This is a genomic window from Nitrospirillum pindoramense (genome assembly GCF_007827955.1).
In the GTDB taxonomy this organism is placed as follows: Bacteria; Pseudomonadota; Alphaproteobacteria; order Azospirillales; family Azospirillaceae; genus Nitrospirillum; species Nitrospirillum amazonense_B.
The window spans coordinates 52,131-63,592 of sequence record NZ_VITR01000014.1; the positions used below are offsets into that span (position 1 = coordinate 52,131).

Genomic DNA, 11,462 nt, shown 5'->3' on the forward strand with positions numbered 1-11,462 from the left:
ATGGCCGAAACCGATCATCATGCCCCCGATGGCATCCCCCATGACGCGGTTCCCCTGGACACGGCGCCGGGCGACAGCCGGGAGGAGCTTCTGGCCAGCCTCAAGGTCTATATCGTCGGCCTGGCGCTGGCCATCCTGCTGACCGCCACCTCCTTCTGGGCGGCCAGCACCCATGTGCTGTGGCCGCCGGGGGTGCCCATCGGCCTGGCGGTCCTGGCCGTGGCCCAGATGGGGGTGCACCTGGTGTTCTTCCTGCACATCACCACCGGGCCGGACAACACCAACAACGTCCTGGCCCTGGCCTTCGGTGTGCTGATCGTTTTCCTGGTGGTGGCGGGATCGCTGTGGATCATGGCCAACATCAGCGCCAACATGATGCCGCTGGAGATGATGGACCTTCACCACCAGCACTGACCCCGATGCCCCGCCTCTGCCTTTTGGAGGGGGATGTCGCGCCACGACATAGTCTTTGGTTGGCGATGTGCCCGCCTTCCTCGCGTGACATAACAAGCGTCGTAGGAATTTCGGCGTGAAGGCGGCTAATGCGGTTGGATGGGGCGCGGCGGCATATGGCGCAAGAGGCAATACCGGCTTTCCTGTCCGGCGGCGGCGAATTGGCGTCGCTGATCGCGGCCTATGATTGGTCGCGAACACCCCTGGGCCCCCTGGACCGCTGGCCGCAAAGCCTGCGCACCACCGTGGGCCTGATCCTGCAGTCGCCCGTCCCCATCGTCACGCTGTGGGGACCGGACGGCATCATGATCTACAACGATGCCTATTCCGTCTTCGCCGGCGGCCGCCATCCCCAGCTTCTGGGCTCCAAGGTCCGGGAAGGCTGGCATGAGGTGGCGGACTTCAACGACAATGTGATGAAGGTGGGTCTGGCCGGCGGCACGCTGGCGTACCAGGACCAGGAACTGACGCTGCATCGCTCCGGCCGGCCAGAGCAGGTGTGGATGAACCTGGACTATTCCCCCATCCTGGATGAGGCGGGCAAGCCCGCCGGCGTCATCGCCATCGTGGTGGAGACGACGGCCAAGGTGCGGGCGGAGCGCAGCCTGCGCGTCACCGCCGACAAGCTGGCCCGCCTGAACGCCGACCTGGAAGAGCGGGTGGCGGAGCGCACGGCGGAGCGCGACCGCGTCTGGCGCTTTTCCCGCGACCTGCTGCTGGTGATCGGGCGCGACGGGATATTCCGCGACGCCAGCCCCGCCTGGAAGGCCATCCTGGGCCATGAGCCCGAGGAACTGATCGGCCGCAGCTTCGTGGAGATGGTCTGGCCCGACGACGCCCGCGCCACGGTCCAGGCCCACGAAGGCCTGCTGATCGAGGGTCAGCTTCTGTGCTTCGAAAACCGCCTGCGGCACCAGGATGGCGGCTTCCGCTGGATTTCCTGGAACTCCTTCGCCGAAGGGGACGTGGTCTATGGCTATGGCCGCGACATCACGGAAGAGAAGCGCCAGGCCGAGGCCCTGCGCCTGGCGGAGGCGCAGTTGCGCCAGGCGCAGAAGATGGAAGCGGTGGGCCAATTGACCGGCGGCCTGGCCCATGACTTCAACAACCTGCTGACCGCCATCAGCGGCAGCCTGGAACTGCTGGACCAGCGCGTCCGCCAGGGCCGTCTCAACGCGCTGGACCGGTACATGACGGCGGCGCGGGGCGCCGTGGATCGCGCCGCCGCCCTGACCCACCGGCTGCTGGCCTTTTCGCGGCAGCAGACCCTGGACCCCCGACCGACGGATGTCAGCCGCCTGGTCTTGGAGATGGAGGATCTGGTGCGGCGCACGGTGGGCCCCGCCATCGCGCTGATCGTCGATACGCCGCCGGACCTGTGGACCACCCTGATAGACGCCAACCAGTTGGAAAGCGCCCTGCTGAACCTGTGCATCAACGCCCGCGACGCCATGCCCCGCGGCGGACACATCACCATCGAGGCCAGCAACCGCGAGATCGATGACGAGACGGCCGGCGCCCATGACATGACGCCCGGCCAGTTCGTGCTGCTGAGCGTCACCGATACCGGCGTCGGCATGCCGCCGGAGGTCATCGCCCGCGCCTTCGACCCCTTCTTCACCACCAAGCCCATCGGCCAGGGTACCGGCCTTGGCCTGTCCATGATCTATGGCTTCGTGCGGCAATCCGGCGGCCAGATCCGCATCCTGTCCGAGGTGGGGCTAGGCACCACCGTGTCGCTGTACCTGCCCCGCCATCATGGTCAGGAGCAGGCCACGGAAATGCTGGCCATCACCCAGGCCGCCCCCCGGGCCAAGCGGGGGGAAACCGTGCTGGTGGTGGATGATGAGCCCACTGTACGCCTGCTGGTGACGGAGGTGCTGGATGAGCTGGGCTACACGACGCTGGAGGCGATGGACGGTCCGGAGGCGCTGCGCATCCTGCAATCCGATACCCCCATCAACCTGCTGGTGACCGATATCGGCCTACCCCAGGGCATGAACGGCCGACAGTTGGCCGACGCCGGCCGGGAGCTGCGCCCTGGCCTGAAGGTGCTGTTCATCACCGGCTACGCCGAAAACGCCGTCATCGGCAATGAACGGCTGGCGCCCGGCCTGCATGTGCAGACCAAGCCCTTTTCCATGGAGGCGCTGGCCAGCCGCATCAAGAGCATCCTGAGCGGAAGTTAAGGGCCTCGTCCCCGGGCGCACGCCGTCAGTGATGATCGCCCTTGGGTGTCTCCATCAGTTCCACCAGCACGCCTCCCATGCTCTTGGGATGCACGAAGATGACCGGCGTGCCGTGGGCGCCGATGCGGGGCTGGCCCAGCACGGTGGCGCCCTTGGCCGCCATGTCGGCGGCGGCGGCGTGGATGTCCGGCACCTCGAAACAGACATGGTGCTGGCCGCCCTGGGGGAACTTCTTCAGGAAGGCATGGACGGGCGAGGACTCACCCAAGGGCTCGATCAGTTCGATCTGGCTGTTGGGCGTGTCGATGAAGCAGACGCGCACGCCCTGGGCCGGCAAATCGAAGGGTTCCCGAATCACCGTGGCGCCCAAAAGGTCCCGGTAGACGGCGATGGCGTCCTCGATCGACGGTGTGGCGATACCGACATGGTTCAGGCGGCCGATCATGCGTGACACTCCCTTTCTCGAAAACCCGGCCCGACAGCGCACTGCGCGCGGGCCGGCAACGCCGCGATCCTGGAAAGGGTGCGGGGACCGGTCAATATGAATGATGGACCGGCCCCGCCGCCTCCCCCACTCTGGAGCACAACGACCGAGAGTGTCATGGGAGGACAGCGATGCGGGCCTGGCGCAGCCATCAGACGGGGGGACCGGACACCCTGGTCCTGGATACGGACTTGGCCCCGCCGGTGGCCAGCCCCGGCCAGGTGGTGGTCGCCGTCAGCGCCACGGCACTGAACTACCCCGACCTGCTGGTCATCCAGGATTTGTACCAGGCCCGCCCGCCCCGGCCCTTCGCCCCGGGGCTGGAGGTGGCCGGCCGGGTGATCACCCTGGGCGAGGGCGTCCAGGACTTCACGGTCGGCGACCGCGTCATCGGTGTGGTGCCCCATGGCGGCCTGTCGGAACAATTGGCTGTACCGGCATCGGACTGCCTGCCCCTGCCGGACGGCGTGGATGACGCCGCCGGGGCCGCCCTGCGCCTGACCTACGGCACCAGCCACTACGCCCTGCGTGACCGCGCCAAGCTGGCGGCGGGGGAAACGCTGGTGGTGTTGGGGGCGGCCGGCGGCGTGGGCCTGGCGGCGGTGCAACTGGGCAAGGCCATGGGCGCCCGCGTCGTGGCCGCCGCGTCCTCCCCAGAGAAGGCCGCCATCGCCCAGGATAACGGCGCCGACGCCGTGGTGGTCTATCCCGCCACCCTGGACGACCCCGCCGCCCCCAAGGCCCTGACCGCCGACATCCGCGCCGCCTGCCAGGCCGTCTCCGGCAAGGGCGAGGCCGACGTGATCTACGACCCCATGGGCGGCGCCTATGCCGAGCCCGCCTTCCGCGCCCTGGGCTGGCGCGGCCGCTATCTGGTGGTGGGCTTCACCGCCGGCATCCCCAAGCTGCCCCTGAACCTGACCCTACTGAAGGACGCCGCCGTGCTGGGTGTGTTCTATGGCGAGTTCACCCGCCGTCACCCGGCCCTGAACCAGACCTACCTGCGGGAGATCATGGGCTGGCTGGCCGAGGGCACAATCCGCCCCCACATCGGCCTGCGCCTACCCTTCGACCGCGCCCCCGAAGGCCTGACCGCCCTGGGCACCCGCCAGGCGGTGGGCAAGATCGTGGTGGAAGTCGACCGAGGGTGACGACCGTCACTAGACGACTGGTCTAATCGTGCTTATATCGCACCCATGATCGCCAAGCCCCACAGCATCGACGTGCGCCAGCACATCCTCGACACCGCCCAGCGCATTATCGGCGGCAAGGGGTTCGCCGCGGTTGGGCTGAACGAGATCCTGGGTGCCGCCCATGTGCCCAAGGGGTCGTTCTATCACTATTTCGACTCCAAGGACGCCTTCGGCACGGCCCTGCTGGAAAGCTATTTCGAGACCTATCTGGCGGATCTGGACCGGCAATTGTCGGCGCCGGGCAAGCCGGTGGTCGATCGCATGCTGGCCTACTGGCAGCACTGGATCGACACCCAGGGCGACTGCGATGCCGAAGGCAAGTGCCTGGCGGTAAAGCTGGGGGCCGAGGTCGCCGACCTGTCGGAGGCCATGCGCGCCGTGCTGGACCGGGGCACCAAGGCCATCATCAAGCGTCTGGGCCAGGCGCTGGAGGACGGCGTCGCCGACGGGTCGCTCACCATCGCCGGGGCCCCCTGTCCCCTGGCCGAAACCCTATACCAGACCTGGCTGGGTGCCAGCCTGATGGCCAAGATTTCCCGCAGCGCCAGCCCGCTGGAGGCCGCGATGCGCGCCACCCGGATGATGCTGCACCTCGACACCCCTCACTGACGCGGTTCCGCCGGCGACCTGCCAGCGTTTCCGCGCCCAAATAACTAGACGACTGGTCTATTCTACCCCTCGGACCGAAAGGACACTTGGATCATGAACATCCTGATGGTGCTGACCTCTCACGACCAACTGGGCGACACCGGCGCCAAGACGGGCTTCTGGCTGGAGGAGCTGGCCGCCCCGTATTACGTCTTCAAGGACGCCGGGGCGACCGTCACCCTGGCCTCGCCCAAGGGCGGGCAGCCGCCACTGGACCCCAAGAGCAGCGATCCCGGCTTCCAGACGGACGCCACCCGCCGGTTCGAGGCGGACGCAGCGGCGAAGCAGGCCCTGGCCAATACCCGGATCTTGGCCGAGGTCGGACATGAGGGCTTCGACGCGGTGTTCTATCCCGGCGGCCACGGCCCGCTGTGGGACCTGGCGAACGACGCCAACTCCATCCGCCTGATCGAGACCACCATCGCGGCGGGCAAGCCGGTCGCCCTGGTCTGCCACGCCCCGGGCGTGCTGCGCGACGTGAAGGCGGCGGACGGCACCCCCCTGGTGCAGGGCCGCGCGGTCACCGGCTTCACCAACAGCGAGGAAGAGGCCGTGGGCCTGACCAAGGTGGTTCCCTTCCTGGTTGAGGACATGCTGACGGCCAAGGGCGGCGTCTACAGCAAGATCGGCGACTGGCAGCCCTACGCCGTTCAGGACGGCCTGCTGATCACCGGGCAGAACCCGGCCTCGTCCGAAAAGACGGCCGAGTTGTTGCTGGCGGCGCTTCGAGGCTGATCGCTGCCCCCTAATCCCATACCGTTCCCGTTCATCCGGAGCTTCCCCATGCCCACCTTGTTCGATCCCCTGAAGATCAAGGACATCACCCTGCGCAACCGCATCGCCGTGCCGCCGATGTGCCAGTACAGCGCCACCGATGGTCTGCCCAACGACTGGCACCTCAGCCACTATGCCACCCTGGCCCGCGGCGGTGCCGGTCTGGTGGTGGTAGAGGCCACCGCCGTGGCGCCGGAGGGGCGCATCACCCCGGCCTGCACCGGCCTGTGGAACGACGCGCAGGCCCAGGCCTTCGTGCCGGTCGTCCGCGCCATCAAGGCGGCGGGCGCCGTCCCCGGCATCCAGATCGGCCATGCCGGCCGCAAAGCCAGCGCCAACCGCCCCTGGGAGGGCGATGACCATATCGCCGAGGGCGATCCGCGCGGCTGGGGCACCATCGCGCCGTCGGCCATCGCCTTCGGCGCCAACCTGCCCAAGACCCCCAAGGCCATGACCCTGGACGACATCGCCCGGGTGCGGGAGGAGTTCGTGGCCGCGGCCAAGCGCGCCCGCGATGCCGGCTTCGAATGGTTGGAGCTGCACTTCGCCCACGGCTATCTGGCCCAGAGCTTCTTCAACCGCGACGCCAACCAGCGCACAGACCAGTACGGCGGCAGCGCCGAGAACCGGGGCCGCTTCCTGGTGGAAACGCTGGCCGCCGTGCGCCAGGTCTGGCCGGAGCACCTGCCCCTGTCCGCGCGCTTCGGCGTCATCGAGTATGACGGCCGGGATGAGGAGACGATGGCGGCGTCCATCGCCCTGACCCGCCGCTTCCGCCAGGAAGGGCTGGACCTGCTGAGCGTCAGCGTCGGCTTCTCCACGCCCAAGGGCAATGTGCCGTGGGGCCCCGCCTTCTTGGCGCCCATCGCCGCCCGCGTGCGTCAGGAGGCCGGCATCCCCGTTTCCTCCGCCTGGGGTTTCGCCAACCCCGAGGTCGCCGACCGCGCGGTGCGGGAGCAGCAGCTGGACCAGGTGCTGGTCGGCCGCAACCACCTGGCCAACCCGCACTGGCCTTACGCCGCCGCCTTGAAGCTGGGGATCGAGCGCCCGTCCTGGGTGCTGCCCGCCCCCTACGCCCACTGGCTGCAGCGCTACGCCGTCGAAGCCTGAACCAACAACGGCGGCATGGGAGGACCCATGCCGCCGTAGGACGCGACCGCGTCCGCCGGAGATTTCCGGGGAGCCGAAGGCGGACTGGAAATCGAGGATAAGCCCAGCCGGCGGATGCTGGCGCCCGGCGCCTGAGGGCGCAAATGGAGTTAGATGATGAGCATTTCCCTAATCGCCACCGTCACGCCCAAGCCCGAAGCCGTGGATAAGGTGGAAGCGCTGATGCGCGACCTGACCGGCCATTCGCGCGCGGAGCCGGGCAACCGCCGCTACGACCTGTTTCGGGGCACGGACACGCCGGTCCGCTTCCATGTGTTCGAGATCTATGCCGATGAGGCGGCCATCGAGGCCCACCGTGCCAGTCCGCACTACACCGCCTTCCGCGCGGCGGTGGGCGACCTGCTGGCCGAGGCGCCGGTGGTGGTAGCCGCCACTCCGGTGGACACGGTGGAATAAGGCGCGGGGCGGTGGCCGGGTGTGGCCGCCGCCATCCCCACCTGTAAGATGGGGGACTTTCCGGTAAGGTGGCGCCGTCATTGGCGCCACCGCTTCGTCATTCGGAAAGCACCCCATGGGCATCACCCTGCAGCACCTGGATGGCCGCTACGCCATCGTCCAATTTCCGCCCGATACCCCTATCCCCGCCTGGTGGGAGGGCGAGGGCTTCACCGCCCTGGCCCGGGATGATGAGGAACTGTCGCTGATCTGCCGGGAAGAGCGGGTGCCACAGGACGTGAAGGCTGATCGTGATTGGGTGTGCCTGAAGTTCATCGGCCCCTTCGCCTTCGACCAAGCGGGCATCCTGCTGTCCGTCATCCGCCCCCTGTCGGAGGACGGCATCGGCATCTTCGTCACCTCCACCTTCAACACCGACCATTTGATGGTGAAGGCGGAGAACCGGGACCGTGCGCTGTCGCTGCTGCGGGCGGCGGGGCACGTCGTATCATAGAAAGATACGCGCGGCCCTTGTTCCATGTATCTGTCCATGATACATGATTGACCCTGGCCTATAAGCGGCGGCGATGATCAGAAGCACCAAAGGCAAGCTTAGCCAGGAACTGCTGGCCGGCACCTTGACCAAAGGCTTTCCCGCCGACTTGGTGCGCACGGCGCAGCGGAAGCTGGCGATCATTCATGCCGCGGCCACTGTGGAGGATCTGCGCGTTCCCCCCGGCAATCGCTTGGAAAAATTGTCTGGAGACCGTGAAGGCCAGCATTCCATCCGGATCAACGACCAGTGGCGCGTGTGCTTCCGCTGGGAAGGCCGTGATGCCTACGATGTTGAGATTGTCGACTACCATTGAACGGATAGGCCCCATGACCACCGATGCCCTCATCACCATGCGCCCCATCCATCCCGGCGAAGTCCTGCGGGAGGAGTTCATGGAGCCCCTGGGCCTGACGGCGGGCAAGATCGCCAAGGCCTGCGGCGTCCCCCGCACGCGGATCGAGCGGGTGGCGACTGAGCAGACGGAGGTCACGGCGGATACCGCCCTGCGCTTGGCCAAAGTGCTTGGTACCACTGCAGAGTTCTGGCTGAACCTGCAGACCACCCACAATTTGGCGGTCGCCCACCAAAGCGTGGACCTGTCGGCTGTGCAGGTGCTGCACCACGCAGCGGAATAAAATTGGCCGGGTGCCCTTGCGAGCGCCCGGCCAGGTCACGGTGTTATTCCTTGAAACTTAAAGAGAAACTGAAGCGACCTCAGACCTGGCCGGTCAATTCCGGCACGGCTTTGAACAGGTCGGCGACCAGGCCGTAGTCGGCCACCTGGAAGATGGGCGCCTCCTCGTCCTTGTTGATGGCCACGATGACCTTGCTGTCCTTCATGCCGGCCAGGTGCTGGATGGCGCCCGAAATGCCGACGGCGATGTACAGCTCCGGCGCCACGATCTTGCCCGTCTGCCCGACCTGGTAGTCGTTGGGCACGAAGCCGGCGTCCACCGCCGCGCGGCTGGCGCCCACGGCCGCGCCCAGCTTGTCGGCCAGGGCCTCCAGCAGCGGGAAGTTGTCGCCCGACTGCATGCCCCGGCCGCCCGAGACGATGACGCGGGCGCTGGTCAGCTCCGGCCGCTCCGACTTCGACACTTCCTGGCTCACGAACGTGGACAGGCCGGCATCCGCCGCACCCGACACGGCCTCGACCGCAGCACTGCCGCCCGTGGCCGCCACCGCCTCGAACGCCGTGCCGCGCACTGTCGCCACCTTCACCGGGTCGGACGACTGCACGGTGGCGATGGCGTTGCCGGCGTAGATCGGCCGGGTGAAGGTGTCCGCACCCTCCACCCCGGTGATGTCGCTGATCTGCGCCACGTCCAGCAATGCTGCGATGCGCGGCGCCACGTTCTTGCCGAAGGTGGTGCTGGGCGCCAGCACATGGCTGTAGCCGCCGGCCTTCACCAGGTTCACCACCAGCGGCGCCACGTTCTCCGCCAGGCCATGCGCCAGCTCGGCGGCGTCCGCCGTCAGCACCTTGGCCACACCGGCGACCTGGGTGGTGGCGTCAGCCACGGCACCCACGCCCTGACCGATGACCAGGACGTGGACGTCGCCGCCCAGCTTGGCGGCCGCCCCCAGCGTGGTCAGCGTCGGGGCCTTCACGCCCTCCACCGAGGGCTCAGCAATCACAAGAGTCGTCATGGTCAGATCACCCGCGCTTCGGTCTTCAGCTTGGCCACCAGCTCCTCGACGGAGCCCACCTTCACCCCGCCGGCGCGCTTCGCCGGCTCCGCCACCTTCAGCGTCTTCAGGCGCGGCGTCAGGTCCACACCCAGGCTGGCCGGGTCCACCGTCTCCAGCGGCTTCTTCTTCGCCTTCATGATGTTGGGCAGCGAGGCGTAGCGCGGCTCGTTCAGGCGCAGGTCGGTGGTCACCACCGCCGGCAGCTTCAGCTCCACCGTCTCCAGACCGCCGTCGATCTCACGCGTCACGGCAACGGTTCCTTCCGCCGGCACCACCTTGCTGGCGAAGGTGCCCTGGGCCCAGCCCAAGAGGGCCGCCAGCATCTGGCCGGTCTGGTTGGCGTCGTCGTCGATGGCTTGCTTGCCCAGGATCACCAGGCCGGGTTGTTCCTTCTCGGCCAGCGCCTTCAGCGCCTTGGCCACGCCCAGCGACTGCGTCTCCGCGTCCGTCTGCACCAGGATGGCGCGATCCGCACCCATGGCCAGCGCCGTGCGCAGCGTCTCTTGCGCTTGGCTCGGCCCCACGCTCACCACCACGATCTCGGTGGCCTTGCCCGCCTCTTTCAGGCGCACAGCCTCCTCAACCGCGATCTCGTCGAACGGGTTCATCGACATCTTGACGTTGGCCGTCTCCACACCCGTGCCGTCCGCCTTCACGCGAACCTTCACGTTGTAGTCAACGACCCGCTTGACCGCGACCAGCACTTTCATCGCTTACCGATCCTTTAGAGGTTGCGGGAAATCACCAGCTTCTGGATATCGCTGGTACCCTCGTAAATCTGGCAGACGCGCACATCGCGATAGATGCGCTCCACCGGGAAATCCTCGACATAGCCATAGCCGCCCAGGGTCTGAATGGCGTCGGAGCACACGCGCTCCGCCATTTCCGACGCGAACAGCTTGGCCATCGACGCCTCCTTCAGGCAGGGCTGGCCCGCCTGGCGAAGGCTGGCAGCATGCAGCACCAGCTGGCGCGCCGCCTCGATGCGGGTGGCCATGTCCGCCAGGCGGAAGGCCACGGCCTGATGCTCGATGATGGCCACGCCCATGCTGGTGCGGCCGCGCGCGTAATCCCGCGCCGCCTCGAACGCGGCCTGGGCCATGCCCACCGCCTGCGCCGCGATGCCGATGCGCCCGCCTTCCAGGTTGGCCAGGGCGATGCGATAGCCTTGGCCGGGTTCGCCCAGCAGGGCGTCAGCCGGCACGCGGACGTTATCGAACACAATCTGCGCCGTGTCGCTGCAACGCTGGCCCAGCTTGTGTTCCAGCCGGGCCACGGTATAGCCGGGCGTGTCGGTCGGCACCAGGAAGGCGGAGATGCCCTTCTTGCCGGCGGCCGGATCGGTGACGGCGAAGACAAGGGCCACGCCAGCGTTCTGGCCATTGGTAATGAACTGCTTGGCGCCGTTGATGACCCAATGGTCGCCATCGCGCACGGCGCGGGTCTTGAGCGCGGACGCGTCGGAGCCCGCCTGCGGTTCCGTCAGGCAGAAGGCACCCAGCATCTGGCCGGTGGCCATGGCCCGCAGATAGCGGTCCTTCTGCGCCGGGGTGCCGAACTTCAGGATGGGGGCGCAGCCGACGGAGTTGTGCACGCTCATGATGGTGGAGATGGCGCCGTCGCCGGCCGCGATCTCCTCGATCGCCAGGACATAGGACAGGATATCCGTGCCGGCCCCGCCCCATTCCTCGGGCACCAGCATGCCCATCAGGCCCAGTTCGCCCATGGCCCTGATCTCTTCGGCCGGGAAGGCGCTGGTGCGGTCACGCTCCGCCGCCCCGGGGGCCAGCCGCTCCCGGGCGAAGGCGCGCGCCATGTCGCGCACCATGGCCTGTTCCTCGGTGATCACCATCGGGACGCTTCCTCCACATTCTTGGGGCCGGCTTGCCAGCCGCGATCACACTAGACATGATCGAACCAATCGGGAA

At 67.7% G+C, this 11,462-nt stretch carries 14 protein-coding genes; 10 read left to right on the top strand and 4 right to left on the bottom strand.

What is annotated here, in order from left to right:
* Positions 1-414, top strand: a complete 414-nt coding sequence (cyoD, locus tag FBZ90_RS21295; protein WP_145735002.1) for a cytochrome o ubiquinol oxidase subunit IV — start codon at positions 1-3, stop codon at positions 412-414.
* A 155-nt stretch (positions 415-569) separates the two neighbouring features.
* Complete coding sequence (locus tag FBZ90_RS21300; RefSeq protein ID WP_145735003.1) at positions 570-2,642, top strand: hybrid sensor histidine kinase/response regulator; 2,073 nt, start codon at positions 570-572, stop codon at positions 2,640-2,642.
* 25 nt (positions 2,643-2,667) lie between these two features.
* On the opposite strand, the gene mce is transcribed toward FBZ90_RS21300, so the two are convergent.
* Entirely contained in the window at positions 2,668-3,087 is a 420-nt protein-coding gene (gene mce / locus FBZ90_RS21305) for a methylmalonyl-CoA epimerase (protein WP_145735004.1), read from the bottom strand.
* A gap of 170 nt (positions 3,088-3,257) precedes the next feature.
* On the opposite strand from mce, the gene FBZ90_RS21310 reads away from it, so the two are divergent.
* The 8 genes from FBZ90_RS21310 to FBZ90_RS21345 all read left to right on the top strand — a co-directional run bounded on the left by FBZ90_RS21310 (position 3,258) and on the right by FBZ90_RS21345 (position 8,477).
* Positions 3,258-4,277, top strand: a complete 1,020-nt coding sequence (locus FBZ90_RS21310) for an NADPH:quinone oxidoreductase family protein (RefSeq protein ID WP_145735005.1) — start codon at positions 3,258-3,260, stop codon at positions 4,275-4,277.
* A gap of 45 nt (positions 4,278-4,322) precedes the next feature.
* The gene (locus tag FBZ90_RS21315) at positions 4,323-4,928 is read left to right on the top strand and encodes a TetR/AcrR family transcriptional regulator (protein ID WP_145735006.1); all 606 of its coding nucleotides are present in this window, start codon (positions 4,323-4,325) and stop codon (positions 4,926-4,928) included.
* A gap of 93 nt (positions 4,929-5,021) precedes the next feature.
* Complete coding sequence (locus FBZ90_RS21320) at positions 5,022-5,702, top strand: type 1 glutamine amidotransferase domain-containing protein (RefSeq protein WP_145735007.1); 681 nt, start codon at positions 5,022-5,024, stop codon at positions 5,700-5,702.
* Between the two features lie 48 nt (positions 5,703-5,750).
* Positions 5,751-6,851 (top strand): NADH:flavin oxidoreductase/NADH oxidase, encoded by a 1,101-nt coding sequence (locus FBZ90_RS21325; protein ID WP_145735008.1) that lies wholly within the window; start codon positions 5,751-5,753, stop codon positions 6,849-6,851.
* 153 nt (positions 6,852-7,004) lie between these two features.
* On the top strand, positions 7,005-7,307 hold the full coding sequence (locus FBZ90_RS21330; protein ID WP_211102239.1) for a putative quinol monooxygenase: 303 nt from the start codon (positions 7,005-7,007) through the stop codon (positions 7,305-7,307).
* Positions 7,308-7,422: 115 nt separating this feature from the next.
* A complete protein-coding gene (locus tag FBZ90_RS21335) occupies positions 7,423-7,800 on the top strand; it encodes an ACT domain-containing protein (protein WP_145735009.1) in 378 nt (125 codons plus the stop codon).
* A 73-nt stretch (positions 7,801-7,873) separates the two neighbouring features.
* Positions 7,874-8,155: a type II toxin-antitoxin system RelE/ParE family toxin gene (locus FBZ90_RS21340; RefSeq protein WP_145735010.1), complete on the top strand. Its 282-nt coding sequence runs from the start codon at positions 7,874-7,876 to the stop codon at positions 8,153-8,155.
* A 13-nt stretch (positions 8,156-8,168) separates the two neighbouring features.
* A complete protein-coding gene (locus FBZ90_RS21345) occupies positions 8,169-8,477 on the top strand; it encodes a HigA family addiction module antitoxin (RefSeq protein ID WP_145735011.1) in 309 nt (102 codons plus the stop codon).
* 79 nt (positions 8,478-8,556) lie between these two features.
* Here the strand turns inward: FBZ90_RS21345 and FBZ90_RS21350 are convergent, their stop codons facing one another.
* From FBZ90_RS21350 to FBZ90_RS21360, 3 genes are read right to left on the bottom strand one after another with little or no spacing between them, the layout of a single operon-like run.
* Positions 8,557-9,492: an electron transfer flavoprotein subunit alpha/FixB family protein gene (locus FBZ90_RS21350; RefSeq protein WP_145735012.1), complete on the bottom strand. Its 936-nt coding sequence runs from the start codon at positions 9,490-9,492 to the stop codon at positions 8,557-8,559.
* A gap of 2 nt (positions 9,493-9,494) precedes the next feature.
* Positions 9,495-10,244, bottom strand: coding sequence for an electron transfer flavoprotein subunit beta/FixA family protein (locus FBZ90_RS21355; protein ID WP_145735013.1), 750 nt, complete (start codon positions 10,242-10,244; stop codon positions 9,495-9,497).
* Between the two features lie 14 nt (positions 10,245-10,258).
* Positions 10,259-11,386 carry an acyl-CoA dehydrogenase gene (locus FBZ90_RS21360; RefSeq protein ID WP_145735014.1) on the bottom strand — a complete coding sequence of 376 codons (1,128 nt, stop codon included), beginning with the start codon at positions 11,384-11,386 and terminating at the stop codon, positions 10,259-10,261.
* Positions 11,387-11,462 lie beyond the last annotated feature (76 nt).

Bases quoted from the DNA above. Each gene is read 5' to 3' on its own strand.
- cyoD (WP_145735002.1), top strand. From the start codon at position 1: ATGGCCGAAACCGATCATCATGCCCCCGATGGCATCCCCCATGACGCG.
- FBZ90_RS21300 (WP_145735003.1), top strand. From the start codon at position 570: ATGGCGCAAGAGGCAATACCGGCTTTCCTGTCCGGCGGCGGCGAATTG.
- mce (WP_145735004.1), bottom strand. From the start codon at position 3,087: ATGATCGGCCGCCTGAACCATGTCGGTATCGCCACACCGTCGATCGAG.
- FBZ90_RS21310 (WP_145735005.1), top strand. From the start codon at position 3,258: ATGCGGGCCTGGCGCAGCCATCAGACGGGGGGACCGGACACCCTGGTC.
- FBZ90_RS21315 (WP_145735006.1), top strand. From the start codon at position 4,323: ATGATCGCCAAGCCCCACAGCATCGACGTGCGCCAGCACATCCTCGAC.
- FBZ90_RS21320 (WP_145735007.1), top strand. From the start codon at position 5,022: ATGAACATCCTGATGGTGCTGACCTCTCACGACCAACTGGGCGACACC.
- FBZ90_RS21325 (WP_145735008.1), top strand. From the start codon at position 5,751: ATGCCCACCTTGTTCGATCCCCTGAAGATCAAGGACATCACCCTGCGC.
- FBZ90_RS21330 (WP_211102239.1), top strand. From the start codon at position 7,005: ATGATGAGCATTTCCCTAATCGCCACCGTCACGCCCAAGCCCGAAGCC.
- FBZ90_RS21335 (WP_145735009.1), top strand. From the start codon at position 7,423: ATGGGCATCACCCTGCAGCACCTGGATGGCCGCTACGCCATCGTCCAA.
- FBZ90_RS21340 (WP_145735010.1), top strand. From the start codon at position 7,874: ATGATCAGAAGCACCAAAGGCAAGCTTAGCCAGGAACTGCTGGCCGGC.
- FBZ90_RS21345 (WP_145735011.1), top strand. From the start codon at position 8,169: ATGACCACCGATGCCCTCATCACCATGCGCCCCATCCATCCCGGCGAA.
- FBZ90_RS21350 (WP_145735012.1), bottom strand. From the start codon at position 9,492: ATGACGACTCTTGTGATTGCTGAGCCCTCGGTGGAGGGCGTGAAGGCC.
- FBZ90_RS21355 (WP_145735013.1), bottom strand. From the start codon at position 10,244: ATGAAAGTGCTGGTCGCGGTCAAGCGGGTCGTTGACTACAACGTGAAG.
- FBZ90_RS21360 (WP_145735014.1), bottom strand. From the start codon at position 11,386: ATGGTGATCACCGAGGAACAGGCCATGGTGCGCGACATGGCGCGCGCC.